The following is a 14,635-nucleotide window of genomic DNA, read 5'->3' on the forward strand; positions in this document are numbered from 1 at the left end:
AAAAATTTTCTTATTACCCGAGGCTTTATGTCAGGCATAGGCTTGCCAACCTGCTTCCCGAGGCAAAAAAGAGGTTCCCGCCGGTTATCGCCATTCCCGCTGTAATGGGAAGTTCCGGTTCCGCCAAAATATCCAGCCGCCCGTCCGCCGCGGAGATGCGGAAGACCGCCCCGGACAGCAAGCCGTATACCCTCTCCTCCCCATCGCCGTCCGCCATCGTCAGCAGCCCTTGGCGGACCGGCTTGCCCCAACGGGACAGATCCAACCGGCGAACCACGCGCTCCGCCTCCGGATCGAACGCGAAGTATACCGCATCGCCGGTGACGGCATGCAGCAGTCCGCGCCGATCGGCGGCAAGCAGCGAGATCTCCCTCGCACCGGGAACAGGGGTCCATCTGCGGACGACCTTGCGGCTCCTCCAATCCAGCAGGTAAAGCTCGGCCTGGTCGGCAAGCGGCTCAGCACCGCCAGGCGTCTCGATGCTCGTGCAGCCGAACAGCCGGTGTTCGTCCATAAACGCCAGCCCCATCGTGCTCTGGTAAGGGACAACCTCCTGGTGCGTCATCACGGTCCCGCTCATCGAAGGCACATGGAACAGGCATAAGCCTCCGCCCACGCAGCCATAACCCGGGAAACCGCCGAACACCGCATATTCTCCGCCCGGATGAGCGGCGGCGGCGCGGGGACGATGGATGTCCGGATACGAGCCCGCCCGGACCGGATTACGCGGTGAGCCTTCCTCGGCTCCGGCGGTGACGGGACGCCGCGTATCCAGCACGTGAATATGTCCGCCCGCATAAGCCGCGCCCGCCAAATACGGACCAACAGCCGCATAAGCGCATATGTTGCCGCCTCCGCCGTACTCCACCGCCCGTCCGCCGTAGTTGCGCAAATCTCCGGTCCGGGGATCGTACGTATAGAAATGGAGAGGATGGTTGGACGTGCCGTAGATCAGGCCGTCCGGTCCAAGCGCAAGCGGCGAAAGCATCGTGCCCTCCGTCTCGTACCGAAGCGCGATCGTTCGCCTGTTCTTGCCGGCCGCCGTCCCGGTCCCGGCCGCTTCCAGCGTCAGCTCCCGGTCCGACAGATTCACTTCGGCGATGCGCTCGTCTCCCGGCAGTTGCCGGTGCAGCTTGTTGTATCCCGAGCCGGTATACAAGGAAGGACTGACATCGGCCTCGTCTACCGGAATCATCTCCCCGTTCCGCAGCCGGAACCAGGGAGCTCCTTCCCGCAGACGCCCATACGCTTCGCCGTCCGCGCCGGTATGCACCTGGGCGCTGCCCGCCGCGCCATCCGGCTGTTCCGCGAGCGTGCCTATCGATCGCCGCTTCGGGTCCCAAGCGGCGATCGACGGACGCTCCGTGCCGATGCCCGCGTACACCCAGCCATGCCGGTCGACGGCGAGCGACATCGCGTATTTCTGCCGCTCGTCTAGACGGCCCAACGCTTCGACCCGTCCGCCGCGCGGATCGAAGCGGAGAAGACGGCAGCCCGGATACGTCGTCGCATAGACGAAGCCCTGGCCGTCTTCGGCAAACGACATGCCGACGATCTCTTCGTCCGGAGCCGGGACGATCGCGTGCCGGTAACTGCCGGCGAACGGATCGAACACCATCCACTGGCGTCCCGCTCCGGTGTGGAACATTCCTTCGCCGGTACTCAACGAGGCGAACGGATAGTCGACGAGCCCTCCCGGAAACGGATGCTGCTCGCACCGGCCCGTCGCCGGGTTCACCGACAGGAGGAACCCGCGCGCCGCCACGACGACTCGGACCTCGCCGGCCGGGGATGCGCACACGGCCGCAGAACGCGTCTCCTCCGCCATTACGGGCACCCCGATCATCCGAATGTCACCGGTTCTGCCGCCCATCGTTCCTCTGCCTCCGCCGTCAATCTTTGGCATACCATAGAGCCACCTTGCGAATCGCCCGAATGATATCCTCCACGTCCTCTTCCGTATAAAACTCGCTGATCGGCACCTGGACGGCCGTCCGCAAGATCTCCTCCGCGTTCGGACAGATTCCCCGCTCGTACGACACGCTGCTTCCTTCGAAGGGGAAGTGGCTGCCCGGATAAGCATGCCGCTCCTGGAACAACGGCTGCATGTAGCAGACGTCCGGGATATAGCCGGCCCGGTTCGGCACGCCTTCCGCCGCCAACGCTTCGCAGAACGTTTCGCGGCTGCAAGTCAGCCGGTCCAATTCCAGCCGGAACATATAGAACCAATACGTGCACTCGCCCCCCGGCGTGACCGCGGGCGGCCGGATCGCCGGAATCCCGCGAAGCCCTTCCGTGATGCGTTCGCCGTAGCGGTTGCGCGTCGAACAGATCCAATTGAGCTTCTTCAATTGAGCGATGCCGACCGCGCCTTGCAGCTCCGTCATCCGGTAATTGGGCGCGATATAATGCAGATCCCTCTGCACGGATGTGCCGAACCGCCTGTAATTTTTGTCGGCGAAGGCGTGGGCGGTATGATAATCCGATTCGTCCCCGGAGTTCACCGTGACGATGCCGCCGTCGCCCGTCGAGATATGCTTGAAATCGTTGGTGCTGAAGCAGCCGTAATCGCCCAGCGTGCCCGCGAGTTTCCCTTTGTACCGGGTCAAATACGCTTGGGCGCAATCCTCGATGACCTTGATTCCGCGGGAACGGGCCATCTCCAGAATCGGGTCCATATCGCACGGATTGCCCGCCAGATGCACGACGACGATCGCTTTCGTCCGAGGCGTAATCAACCGCTCGACCGAGGCGGGGTCCATCGTGTACGTATCGGGATTCAGATCGGCGAATACCGGAATCGCATTCTGGTACAGAATGCCGATCAGCGTGCCCTGATCGGTAATGGGGCTCGTGATGACCTCATCTCCGACCGTCACGCCGGCCGCGCCCAGCGCGACGTGAATCGCCGCCGTACCCGACGAGGTCGCGACGCTGTACTTGACGCCGTACATTTCGTTGAAGTCGGCGAGAAACTGCTTGACCTTGGAACCGAAGTGATAAAACAGCGTATTTTGCTCCAATGCTTCCATCAGCTGCCGGGCTTCTTCCAGCCCGAACCGCTTGCCCTTCCCGAAAGGGGTCATTTTGGTGATCGGGCCGCCCAATAACGCCAGCTTCTGCTTCATGATCCCACCTCGTTTTTGACCGCATAACGCACGCACTTGACGCCGAATCGAACCGCGCTGCCGGCTTGGCCGTCTTGCGCCGGCGTCCAGATGACGGCGTCGGGCGGGGCCTGCTCCACTCTCGCCGCGCCGTTCCCGTCCCGTACGATCCGGACTTGGCGGCGCGCTTCCTCCCAGCGCCAGATTCGCTCATTCGTCCAGAATTGGTATCCGCGGGCTTTCGCCTCCCGGACGACCGCACGAAGCGCGTCGGCGACGCCGGGTTCCCGCCATATATGCGTCTGGTGGAACAGGAAATGTGCCACCCCTCTGACGTCGGCGACCGCGTCCAGGAACGGAGCGATGACGCTGGTGTCCGGCAAAGATGGATGGTTCAGATCCTGGGTCAAAAAGCCGACCTCCAGCACGCGGTAAAGCCGGTTCTGTTCGTCGTAACGGGCGATCGGATAATAAGGCCGGCAAGTTCCGAACAAAAACCCGACATTGCCTTTTTTGCTCGGACCGCGCGTCTGATCGCTGCGGATGCCGTATTGTTCGCACCACCGGAACAGTTCGCCCCACCCTTCGTAGCGCGTATAGTGGTTTTTGTTCGTGACGATCGGCTCCCCGGTCCGCTCCCGGATGAACGCGAGCTGCCGCTCGAACTCGCCCCGATCCCAACGCCCGCCGTCCATCTCCAGCGCGTTGTAGTGATAGGCCAGCTCATGGCCTTCCTGTCTGACCCGCTCATAGATGCCGGCCGAATAACCCGGCTCCAGCATGCACCAGGTCGAACGGATGCCGCATTCCTTCAGCACATCGAGCGTGGCCGCGGCCGATTCGTCGATGTTCATGTCGCTGTCGTGCGAGATCATCGCCACCTGTTCGACGCCTTCCGGCCAGTAATCGACGAACGGCAGCGCAAGCCCCTTGACCTGGGCTTCGCGCAGCAGCCCTCCGACGAACGCCTCCCGCCACCAGTCCGCATACGGATAAGCATAATACGGGTAACCGGTGTCCGTCCGAAGCCGGTCCCGATCCCAGTCCATCTCGCAGCGGTCGTCCGCCTTCAGGATGCCTTCGTCCAGAGCGCCCGTGCCGTCCGGCGCAGGCACGCCGTCTTCCACCACCGGGCCCGATCCTTGCTGGAACGCCACCACCGTATAGGGAATATGGACATTCCAGCGGACGATTCTGCCTCTGCCGACTGCGATCTCCAGCAGCAGCGGCACCTCCGGCCGGGTTCCGCCGCCTTCGCCGGCCGACAGCGTCCCGATCCCGCGGACGGCCGCCCCGGCTCCGGCGGTTGCCGGCAAGGGAACCCACGGCTTCGCCAGCAAATAACGGTAAGGGACCGGCCGGCCGCCCAGAGCGGCGGGCAACTGCGCATAACCCGCACCCGCCGCGGCCAGCTCCCGGCAGCCGAGCCGTCCCGCCATCCGGTTCAATCCCGCGCACGAGACGATCGTGCCGCCCTGCTTGGCGAAATCCATCAAGATTCCCAGCGTCTCGTCGTCCTCTTCCGATATCGCAACCACCGCGATATCGCAGCGTTCCGCCTTCAGCTCGCGCACCGATTCCAGCCGTTCGAACGGGATTCCCGCGCTCGCCGCGATCTCTTCCAGATAGGCTTCGAAAACGTCCGCTCCGTATCGCCAACGGCGTTCGGCGGCTTTCCGATCCGTCAGGATCGCCACCCGTGCCATCTTCATGTTCGCCACTCCCCGCATGATGCCTTTGTTCACTGTCTTTGTCTTTGTTTGCCGCGCGCCACCGGAACGAGAGAAGAGGGCACCGCCTGGTTCACCCTCTTCACGTCGAGTTGGTAACGGTTATTTGAACAACGCCTTCGTATCTTTGTTTTTGAATTGGGCATTGTACTCTTCGATGATTTTCGCTCCGCCTTTGTCCAGATACTCCTGAACAAGCTTATCCCAGTCGGATACCGGACGGTTGCCGGCGATCATCTTGACCTGCTCGTTCATCACGTATTTGCGGAGCTCCGCGCCTTTCTCGATATCCGTCTTCGACTCGGCGCTATTGACGGGGTTCGCATACAGCTTCGTCGTTTTGTACATATTTTGGATGGCTTTGACGAGATCGGACAACGGCTTCGTCTGATACGTCAGGCTGTAGTCGATGTCCCCGTCCTCCGGCGGCCAGGCCGCGTTGTCGACGAAGTACGTGGACGGCGCGAGACCGTCGTTCGCCCAGTTTTCACGGTTGACCGCCACACCGTCCTTCATGTCGTAAGCGACGCCGACTTTGCCCGACCACCAGTCGAAATCCGGATTTTTGTCGTTTTTCTCGGACTCCTTGTAGAACTTGCGGCCGAAGTCGATCATGTCCAGAATCCGCTTGACCTTATCCGGTTCGTTCGCCAGCTTCGCGCTGAGCACGGTCAATCCGTTGAAGCCCGCCGCCGAGGTCAGGCCTTTGTTGCCGTAAGCGTCGACGAACGGTTCGAGATGGATGAATTGGGCGTTCGGATGAATTTTAAGCAGCCCGTTCATGTAGTCCTGCGACATGCCGCGCGGGGTCGCGATGAAGATGCCCGCTTTGCCCGAATAAAACTCCTTGTTCGTATCCGCCCAGTTCAGCGTCGCATAGTCCTTGGTGATCGCGCCTTCCTTGTTCAGATCGGCCAGCATCTGCACGATTTCCTTGCGCCCCGGACCGATGATGCCCGGAATCAGATCGCCTTTGTCGTTCTTGTGGTACCAGGCGTCGGGGTCCCAATACGGCCCCATGTTGAGGTTCGGATTGATGTCCTGGCCGATGGCGATGCCGTACGTGTCGTTTTTGCCGTTGCCGTCCGGGTCGTTCTTCGTGAAGGCGATCGCCACTTCTTTCAGCTCTTGGTAGTTGGTCGGCGGCTTCAGGTTCAGCTTGTCAAGCCAATCCTTGCGGACCATCAGCACGACCTGATACTTCGGCGCATACTGCGGAATCGCGTAGATTTTGCCGTTGACCCGAAGCGCGTCCCAGATGAAATCCGGCACGGCCTGCAGCGTCGGATATTGCTTGATATAATCATCGAGCGGCAAAAACGCGTTTTGCTTGGCGAATTTGCTGTAGCGGTTTTTCAAGTCCGCCGCCATAAATCCGACCATATCCGGGATCTCGCCCGAAGCGAATACCGCGTTGATCTTCTCGTCGTACGCCGTATTCGTGACAAACGTAACCTGGTAGTCGACGTTAAACCGCTCGTTAATCATCGTAAGGCCCTGGCTGCTGCTCGGCGGCGGATTGCCGTAACGATAATCCAGCGCCGTTATTTTATATTTCTTGGGGGCCTCGCTCGGACTGGCGTTTGCGCCCGCGCTAGCCGAGGGTTGGGCGCTTGACCCCTTGTCGTTGTCGCTGCCGGAACAGGCAACCGTCCCGATGGACATCGAGGCGGCGAGCATCACGGTCGTATAACGTTTCCACTTCATATACAAACCCCTCCACAAATGTTTTGGCCCTTCTGATACCCCTTTTTTATTGCATCCCAACGGCATTCCTCATCCTTTGACCGCCCCAAGCATCACCCCCTTGGCAAAATGCTTTTGCAGAAACGGATATACGACCAAAATCGGCAAAGTCGCCAGCAGAATCGCGGCCATCTGGATCGTCTCCGGCGGCGGCGGATTGTCCACGAAGGTGTTGTCGCCCGACAGCGTGGCTGTCGCTTCGCCGACGATTACGATCTGCCTGAGAATCACCTGGATCGTCCACTTCTCGGGACTGTTGAGGTACAGAATCGGAGCGAAATAGTTGTTCCAGTGGGAAACCGCGTAAAACAGCGAGAATGCGGCGAGAGAAGGTTTCGACAACGGCAGGATGATTTTGCCGAATATTTGCAGATCGTTGGCTCCGTCGATCAGCGCCGCCTCGTTCAACTCTTCCGGAATGCTCTGGAAAAACGACCGCATCACGATCAGGTTAAACGGCGCGATCGCCGCCGGCAGAATCAGCGCCCACATCGAATCGAGCAATCCCGTCGCCTTCACCATGAGATAAGTCGGAATCATTCCCGCGTAGAACAGCATCGTAAACACAACCATAAACATCAGGACCCGGCGCCCCAGAATCCGCCTCGACAGCGCATAAGCCATCGTCGCGGTAAAAAACAAGTTCACCGCCGTCCCGACCACCGTCACCATGACGGTAATCATCAACGAATTGCGGAACGCCCACGACTTCCAGATGAACTCGTAAGCGTCGGTCGTCCAGTTGGACGGCCACAGCAGCAGGTCGCTGCTCAGAAAATCCTCGTAAGACGAGAACGAAACCGAAAACAGATAGAGAAAGGGAAAAATCATCGCCAGCGAAATGATCAGCAGCAACGTGATATTGACGCCGTCAAACAGCCGATCCGCCCAAGTACTCCGTTTCATGTCCAAGCCCCCCATATCCGCCGGGTCATCAGTAAACCCCTTCTTCGCCGTATCGCTTGGCCAACCAGTTGGCCGTCATCACCAGCACGAGCCCGACCAATCCCTTGAATACGCCAACCGCCGTCGAGAAGCTGTAGTCGGATTGCTGGATGCCCTTGTAGTACACGTAAGTGTCGAGCGTGTTACCGATGTCCAGGTTAAACGCATTCAATTGAAGGAAGATTTGCTCGAAGCCGACCTCAAGCACATCGCCGAGCCGAATAATGAGCAGGACGACGATCGTGCTGCGGATTGCCGGCAGCGTCACATGCCAGATCTGCCGGAATCGGCTGGCGCCGTCCATAACCGCCGCCTCGTACAAATTCGGATTCACGCCGGCCATTGCCGCGAGGAAGATAATCGTTCCCCAGCCGACTTCCTTCCAGATCACTTCCAGCACGATCATCGGCCGGAAAAAGTCGGGGTTGGTCAAAAACGGAATCGGTTGTTCGAAGCCCATCCGATACACGAGAAAATCGTTAACCAATCCTTCGTTGCGGAAAAAAATCGAGACGATTCCGACCACCACCACCCAGGACAGGAAGTGGGGCAAATATACGATCGACTGAATGACCCGCTTGAGGCTTTGCCGCCTCACCTCGTTCAGCATCAGCGCCAGCAGGATCGGCGCCGGGAAGGCGAACACGATCTGCAGGAACGAGATCACCAGCGTGTTGATCATCACCTGCACGACTTCCGGGCTCTCGAAGATGCGGGCGAAGTTGGCAAGTCCGACCCACGGGCTGTCGGCAAAGCCGAGGAACGGGCTGTAGTCTTTAAACGCGATAACGATGCCGAACATCGGCAAATACCGGTACACGATAAAATAAAGCAGCCCCGGCAATAGCAGCAAATAAATGTAGCGTTCCTTATGCATCCGTCTGGCGATCCGACGAAGCTTTCCTGTATGGCTGGCCGGTAACGCGCCGGCTTGAACTGTTTCTGTCTTCATGGCTGCCTCCCCCCTGTCCGCCGTGCTCACGGCATGCGATACCGGAGCGTCTTCTTCTCGCCGGCCTGAAGCTTCAGCGCATCTGTGACGGCGCTTCCAAGCTCAACATTCACAACGGCCGTCCGGTCGCAAGCGATTGTGACGCATACCTCGCCTTCCCGCCGCTGCAACGACGCCTCGACCGGCGCGTCGGATTGCAGAAGCACCCGGTCCCCCTCGGCCAACCGGTTCGCGCGGCGAACCGCGGCCTGCAGGAGCTCGCCCGCCGCGTCCCTCAGCTCCCAGAGAGCAAGCGCGTCGGCGGACAGGGCCCCCGCCTCGAGCCGCTCCGGCTTCCCCGTGAGCGACGCGGCGAACCGGCCGTTCCGCCGGCCGTCCCGCTCGCCGACCGAGATAGCGGCGGAGGCGCGGCCGCAGGCCAAGCTCGCGGCCGGGGGCAGAGCATCGCTTCCGTCCGACGGCGCGAGCAGCGTCGCGAACGTCCGCCGCAACCCGCCGCCATGCCCGGCGACGCCGACATATGGTCCGTACGATTCCGCGCCGGGGTACACCTTCACATCCGCCGTCAGCGGGTCAGGGCTGACCGTCTGGATAAACAGCGTCGAACGCTCGCCCCTGAAGGCGAATTCCGCCCGCTCGGCCCGGTCGCCCGGTTCAAGCTTCCGGTCGCCGCACCAGATCTGCGCGCGGGTATGGAACAGCAGCTCCGGCGTCTGATCCGCACGGGCCAGCTCGATCTCGTCCACGAGCACGAACCAGCGGTTGTCCAGGTGGTAGACCGTCCGCCCGTACGACGCCAACAAGTCCGGATAAGCCGCCGACGCGTCGCCGCATACCCATTCGAATCCGGGACTCAGGAAATCGCCGGCGAGACGGCCTCCTCCGTACACCGTCTGGCCGAGGCCGTCGACCAGAAGCGAGTTGTGCCCGACCGTGCCGACGGTGAACTCGTTGCCCGGCCCCGGACGGTAATCCTGATAGCCGGGGTTGACGAGAAGCCACTCTCCCGACTGGTTCAGTACGACATTGTTCTGATCGCGATGGTTGTGCCCTTGCGCCGAAGCGCTTGAGGTCAGGCAGAGCAGACGATCCCGCTCTCCCCAGCCGCTGCGGAGCGCGGCCCAGCCGATCTCGGCGAAGATTCGCGATTTGCGGTCGCCGTAGTAGAGGTCGGGATGAACCGCCTCGCAAGGCTCCGGCAGATAAAGCAGGGCCTCGCGCTTCTCCCGGCCGAACGTCTCCACGTACCACATCGCGGCCGGATGGCGGTGACGGGCGGCGGTCATCGTCATGACGTACGTCGCGTCGATGCGCTCGAACGAATCCGACAGATTGGGAAACGTTCCGGCGCTGCCGGGCGACAGCAGGCGGAGAAACAGCTCCGGCACCAGATCGGACAAGTACGGGTGGTCGCACAGCGTCGCGTCTCCGGTCGCCTTGCGGTACGTCTCCGCCGCCATCCAGACGTGGCGGACGGCGACATTCGTATACAGCAGCCCCTCCGTCTCATGCGTGACGAGCTTCCGGTCCAGATACGAGCGCAGATAGGAGACGGCCTGGGCCAGATAGGGAGCGGCCTCCTGTTCGGCCTCGTCGTACACGGCGCAAGCCCCGTATAGCATGGCGACTTGTTTGGCTGTTATAATGTTGTGCATGTCATCGTTGCCGAAATCGATTGCAAGCGGCTTCAAACCGAGATTCAAAATGGCGCGGAGGCATACGTCCCGCTCATATTCGGACAGTTCCCCGTGAATGGCGTCATACGCGACCGAATAACCGATCAGGAAGTGGGCGTTGCTCAGATTGCCTTCCGCCCCCCGCCGGGGGAACTCGTACCATTTGCTGAATTCGGCGAGCGCCAGCAGGTACTCCTTGACCTTGTCGGCGTAGCGGCGGTCCCGGGCCAACACGTATACGGAGGCCAGCACCGTAAGCCGTTCCTCCACGGCGCGCGAGAACATCGTCCAGTACGGATAGTCGACGAATCCCGGAGGATCGGGAATCGGCTGCGGCTCCTTCAAAGGGAGCGAGACCTCCATGACGTAAGAGGCGCTTGGATAAGTAACCCGGAATGATTGTTCTTGCAGATAGCCTTCCGCCAGAGCGAGCAGCTCCCGCCATATTTTGGCCGTGTCTATGCGCTCCTCGTCTCTCGGCGAAATGTTCTTTGTTCGGTCAGCCAACATCTTCGCTTCCGCCGGCGTAAAGAGCAGACGCGGGCGCGATGGTGCGATGGCCGCGAGAGTCGGATGTCGCTTCCCTGAATCCCCCACCGTATATCCCCCTCAAAATTTATACTTGTATTTTACCTGTATATAAAAGTGCTGTCAATGAAGTTCCGGCCGATCCGAATACAGGTTTGGCCGTCCATTTCACGTCCGTAAATCGTTCTCCCCGCCCCCGCCGTTTCCTCCGATTCCGCCCCCGCCGTTTCCTCCGATTCCGTCCCCCCCGTCTTGACTTGCGCGCTTTGACAACGGTTACACCAAATCGCGCATCAAACTACCAAAACCGGTCATGACCCTCGCCTATAAATGATTTTCGACAGCCTCTAAACTTGAATTATACAAAAACGAAAGCCAACAGGGGGAGTTCCATGACATGAACCAATCCGCCGCCAACCAACAAATCTCCCGGCCCCACAAAGGATATTTCGCGACTTTGTGGTCAGACGTCCGCAAGGATTGGGACTTGTATCTGCTGCTGCTGCCCGGCGTGCTGTTCCTGCTGCTGTTCAAGTACACGCCCATGTACGGCATCCTGATCGCTTTTAAGGACTTCAACATTTTCGACGGCATGAGCGCCAGCCCCTGGGTCGGGTTCAAACATTTCGAGAAGCTGTTCACGTCCGACGATTTCGCGCTCGTCCTCAAGAACACGCTGATCATCAGCCTCTTGAAGATCGTCTTTTTGTTTCCGCTTCCCATTGTAATCGCCATCATGCTCAACGAGCTGAAGAACATGATCTTCAAGCGCACCGTCCAGACGGTCATCTATCTGCCGCACTTCCTGTCGTGGGTAATCGTCAGCGGCTTGTTCATCGACATCTTGTCGACGAACGGCGGTCTGGTCAACAAGGTGCTCGTTCACTTCGGCATGGAGCCGATCGCCTTCTTCATGGACACCGATTATTTCCGCAGCGTGCTGGTCGCGACGGCCGGCTGGAAAGAAACCGGATGGAGCACGATCGTCTATCTGGCCGCCTTCTCCACCATCGACCCGCAACTGTACGAAGCGGCCAAGATCGACGGGGCAAGCCGCTGGCGCCAAATCTGGCACATCACGCTGCCCGGCATTACGCCGATTATCGTGTTGATGTTTATCCTTCGTCTCGGCAATATATTCGAAGCCGGCACGGAGCAGATTTTGGCGATGTACAACCCGACCGTGTACAAGGTTTCCGACGTCATCGGCACGTACGTCTACCGCATGGGTCTCGGCAATCAGGATTACAGCTTCACGACCGCCGTCGGCATGTTCGAATCGGTGATCGGCTTTATCCTGATCCTTACCGGCAACTACTTGAGCCGCAAATATTTGCACCGGGGCATCTGGTGAGGAGGAGGCACGCCCTATGAAAACCGCATCTTCGCCGTCCGCCGTCTCCGTCGCGGGCAAATCGAAGCCGAAAACCGGAATCCGGCCGACGCTTCCCGAACGCATCTTCAACGTCTTCAACTACGTGTTCTTCACGCTGATGGGCATTACGACGCTGCTGCCGTTCGTCAACCTCATCGCGAAGTCACTGAGCAGCGAAGCGGCCGTCATCTCCGGGATCGTCAACCTGTGGCCGATCGGCTTCCAGTTGGGAACGTACAAATTCGTGCTGCAGGATGCCGCATTCATGAACTCGATGAAAATATCGATCTTTCTGACGGCGGTCGGAACGGCGCTCAGCTTGTTTATGACGACGATCACCGCCTACCCGCTGTCGAAGCCGCGGCTTCGCGGGCGTAAATGGTTCCTGCTGATGTTTATTTTCACGATGCTGTTCAGCGGCGGTCTGATCCCGACTTACCTGCTGATGCACAAGCTTCATCTGGTCAACACGCTGCCGGTCCTGTTCCTGCCGGCGATGGTGAACGTGTACAACATGCTGATTATCAAAAGCTACTTCGAAGGACTGCCCGACAGCCTCGAAGAATCGGCCAAGCTGGACGGCGCCGGAAATCTTCGCATCCTGTTTTTTATCGCGCTGCCGCTCTCGCTGCCGGTGCTGGCGACGATCGCCTTGTTTTTCGCCGTGTACTTCTGGAACGATTACTTCAACGCGATGATCTACATCTCCAATCCGAGCCTGAAGCCGATGCAGCTGTTCCTGAAGGAGCTGCTGCTGTCATCGGGAGACTTCATGCGGAACGAAACGCTGAACGTCGACGCCGCGTTGAACACGTCGCCGCAATCCATTCAGGCGGCTTCGATCATGATCGCGACGGTTCCGATCCTGCTCGTCTACCCGTTCCTGCAGAAATATTTCGTCAAGGGCGTCCTGGTCGGATCGGTCAAAGGTTAAGGAAAGCTTCCGCCCGGCTTTTGAAAGGAGGTGATGGCCGAAAGTTCTACGGCTTTATGCTAATCGCAACAAGAGGCAAGGGGTTCCATGCAGTACCGTCACATCATTCAGAAAACAGGAGGTCCAACCATGTTGAAAAAATCGGCAACACTCTTCACGGTCATGGCTCTCGGAGTCACGGCCGCAGCCTGCGGCGGCGGAGATTCCGACTCCGGTGCTTCTTCCAGCCCGTCTCCCTCCGCGTCCGCAGCCGCAACCCATGCGCCGAAGCCGGAACTGCGCGTGCTGATGCAATATGACCGCATCGATCCGAACCAGGACTATACCGGCAAAAAGATCATCGAACTGACCGGCTATCCCGTCAAATACGAGATGCTGCCTGCGGAGAACCCGGACGAGAAGCTGAACCTGCTCGTCACGAACCAGGAACCGTTCGACGTCATGAAGCTGAACTCCGCGCAGTTCTACAAGCTGGCGACGGCCGGAGCGCTCGAACCGCTGGACGATCTGATCAACAAACTGGGCCCGAACATCAAAAACGCCATCAATGAAAAATCGTGGGAAAGCACAAAAATCAACGGCAAGATCTACGCGATCCCGGAGACCGGTTCCGGCATCGCCATCTCCGAGGAGCTGATCGTCCGTCAAGACTGGCTGGATGAGCTGGGACTGCAAGTGCCGACCAACACCGACGAGCTGTACACGGTGCTGAAGACAATAAAAGAGAAGAAAAACGTCATTCCGCTCGTCGGCAGCAAAGATTCGATCCAATCGCTGCTCGGAGACATCGCGGCCGCCTTCGGCGTCACCACGTGGTGGGTGGACAACAACGGCACGCTGACGCATCAGGTCGAGACGCCGCAAATGAAAGAATTCCTGACGTACATGAACAAGCTGTACAAAGAAGGCCTGATCGATTCCGAGCTTCCGCTGTCGACCTCGGCCAAAGCGATCGAGAAATTCTCCAGCGGCAAAGCGGCCATGTACAAGCTGGCCTGGTTCAACGCGCCGAACACGATCAACGCCCTGACCAAAAACAACCCGAACGCCAAAGTATCGGTCATTCCGTTCCTGAAAGGCAAGGACGGCAAAGCGCAGGTGTTCGCCAATACGGGAACGACCTGGTTCATTGCGATTCCGAAGTACTCCAAAAACAAAGAAGAAGCCTTCAAGTTCCTGGACAAGAAGCTTGAGCCGGCGATCTTCAAAGAGCTGGCGATCGGCATCGAGGGCACGCACCATAAAGTGGAAGACGGCAAATATATCCCGATTCTGCCCAAGTTCAACGAAGACCTGAACTACGCCAGCGGATTTATGACCGGCGTCGACGAGAAAAACTACCCGACCTACTGGCAAGCCCGCGTTCGCAAGGACCCGATCCTGACGTCCTACTTCGAGAAGTTCCAGGAGAACGCCAAAGGCTTGATCGTCACCGACCCGCTCGCGCTCGCTCCGCCGATTCCGGAAATCGCGAAAAACAAACAAAAACTCGACAAACTGCAACTGGACAACATGCTGAACTTCATCACCGGCACGCAACCGATATCCGACTACGACAAATTCGTCGCCAAATGGAAAGCCGAAGGCGGCGATGAAATGACGAAAGGCGCCAACGCCTGGTATCAATCACAAAAGAAATAAT

At 59.4% G+C, this 14,635-nt stretch carries 10 protein-coding genes; 3 read left to right on the forward strand and 7 right to left on the reverse strand.

Annotation, left to right across the window (positions count from 1 at the left end; all coding sequences use genetic code 11):
* Positions 1-25: 25 nt before the first annotated feature.
* The 7 genes from FE781_RS06890 to FE781_RS06920 form a co-directional block, all read right to left on the reverse strand.
* Positions 26-1,906 carry an NHL repeat-containing protein gene (locus FE781_RS06890; RefSeq protein ID WP_138788882.1) on the reverse strand — a complete coding sequence of 627 codons (1,881 nt, stop codon included), beginning with the start codon at positions 1,904-1,906 and terminating at the stop codon, positions 26-28.
* On the reverse strand, positions 1,893-3,128 hold the full coding sequence (locus tag FE781_RS06895) for a DegT/DnrJ/EryC1/StrS family aminotransferase (protein ID WP_138788883.1): 1,236 nt from the start codon (positions 3,126-3,128) through the stop codon (positions 1,893-1,895). Before FE781_RS06895 ends, FE781_RS06890 begins: the two co-directional genes overlap by 14 nt.
* Positions 3,125-4,819, reverse strand: coding sequence for a polysaccharide deacetylase family protein (locus FE781_RS06900; RefSeq protein ID WP_138788947.1), 1,695 nt, complete (start codon positions 4,817-4,819; stop codon positions 3,125-3,127). The genes FE781_RS06895 and FE781_RS06900 overlap by 4 nt, the downstream gene beginning before the upstream one ends.
* A 120-nt stretch (positions 4,820-4,939) precedes the next feature.
* A complete protein-coding gene (locus FE781_RS06905; protein WP_138788884.1) occupies positions 4,940-6,544 on the reverse strand; it encodes an extracellular solute-binding protein in 1,605 nt (534 codons plus the stop codon).
* 69 nt (positions 6,545-6,613) lie between these two features.
* Entirely contained in the window at positions 6,614-7,489 is an 876-nt protein-coding gene (locus FE781_RS06910) for a carbohydrate ABC transporter permease (protein WP_138788885.1), read from the reverse strand.
* Positions 7,490-7,517: 28 nt separating this feature from the next.
* Positions 7,518-8,480: an ABC transporter permease gene (locus FE781_RS06915; RefSeq protein WP_138788886.1), complete on the reverse strand. Its 963-nt coding sequence runs from the start codon at positions 8,478-8,480 to the stop codon at positions 7,518-7,520.
* A 26-nt stretch (positions 8,481-8,506) separates the two neighbouring features.
* Positions 8,507-10,663 carry a heparinase II/III domain-containing protein gene (locus tag FE781_RS06920; protein WP_170209445.1) on the reverse strand — a complete coding sequence of 719 codons (2,157 nt, stop codon included), beginning with the start codon at positions 10,661-10,663 and terminating at the stop codon, positions 8,507-8,509.
* Between the two features lie 418 nt (positions 10,664-11,081).
* On the opposite strand from FE781_RS06920, the gene FE781_RS06925 reads away from it, so the two are divergent.
* The 3 genes from FE781_RS06925 to FE781_RS06935 all read left to right on the forward strand — a co-directional run bounded on the left by FE781_RS06925 (position 11,082) and on the right by FE781_RS06935 (position 14,634).
* A complete protein-coding gene (locus FE781_RS06925; protein ID WP_138788888.1) occupies positions 11,082-12,038 on the forward strand; it encodes an ABC transporter permease in 957 nt (318 codons plus the stop codon).
* Between the two features lie 16 nt (positions 12,039-12,054).
* A complete protein-coding gene (locus FE781_RS06930; RefSeq protein ID WP_138788889.1) occupies positions 12,055-12,993 on the forward strand; it encodes a carbohydrate ABC transporter permease in 939 nt (312 codons plus the stop codon).
* 129 nt (positions 12,994-13,122) lie between these two features.
* Complete coding sequence (locus FE781_RS06935) at positions 13,123-14,634, forward strand: extracellular solute-binding protein (protein WP_138788890.1); 1,512 nt, start codon at positions 13,123-13,125, stop codon at positions 14,632-14,634.
* Position 14,635: the final 1 nt, after the last annotated feature.

The organism is Paenibacillus thermoaerophilus, from assembly GCF_005938195.1.
In the GTDB taxonomy this organism is placed as follows: Bacteria; Bacillota; Bacilli; order Paenibacillales; family Reconciliibacillaceae; genus Paenibacillus_W; species Paenibacillus_W thermoaerophilus.

Coding starts and splice junctions, on each gene's coding strand:
- FE781_RS06890 (WP_138788882.1), bottom strand. CDS start 1,906: ATGCCAAAGATTGACGGCGGAGGCAGAGGAACGATGGGCGGCAGAACC.
- FE781_RS06895 (WP_138788883.1), bottom strand. CDS start 3,128: ATGAAGCAGAAGCTGGCGTTATTGGGCGGCCCGATCACCAAAATGACC.
- FE781_RS06900 (WP_138788947.1), bottom strand. CDS start 4,819: ATGAAGATGGCACGGGTGGCGATCCTGACGGATCGGAAAGCCGCCGAA.
- FE781_RS06905 (WP_138788884.1), bottom strand. CDS start 6,544: ATGAAGTGGAAACGTTATACGACCGTGATGCTCGCCGCCTCGATGTCC.
- FE781_RS06910 (WP_138788885.1), bottom strand. CDS start 7,489: ATGAAACGGAGTACTTGGGCGGATCGGCTGTTTGACGGCGTCAATATC.
- FE781_RS06915 (WP_138788886.1), bottom strand. CDS start 8,480: ATGAAGACAGAAACAGTTCAAGCCGGCGCGTTACCGGCCAGCCATACA.
- FE781_RS06925 (WP_138788888.1), top strand. CDS start 11,082: ATGAACCAATCCGCCGCCAACCAACAAATCTCCCGGCCCCACAAAGGA.
- FE781_RS06930 (WP_138788889.1), top strand. CDS start 12,055: ATGAAAACCGCATCTTCGCCGTCCGCCGTCTCCGTCGCGGGCAAATCG.
- FE781_RS06935 (WP_138788890.1), top strand. CDS start 13,123: ATGTTGAAAAAATCGGCAACACTCTTCACGGTCATGGCTCTCGGAGTC.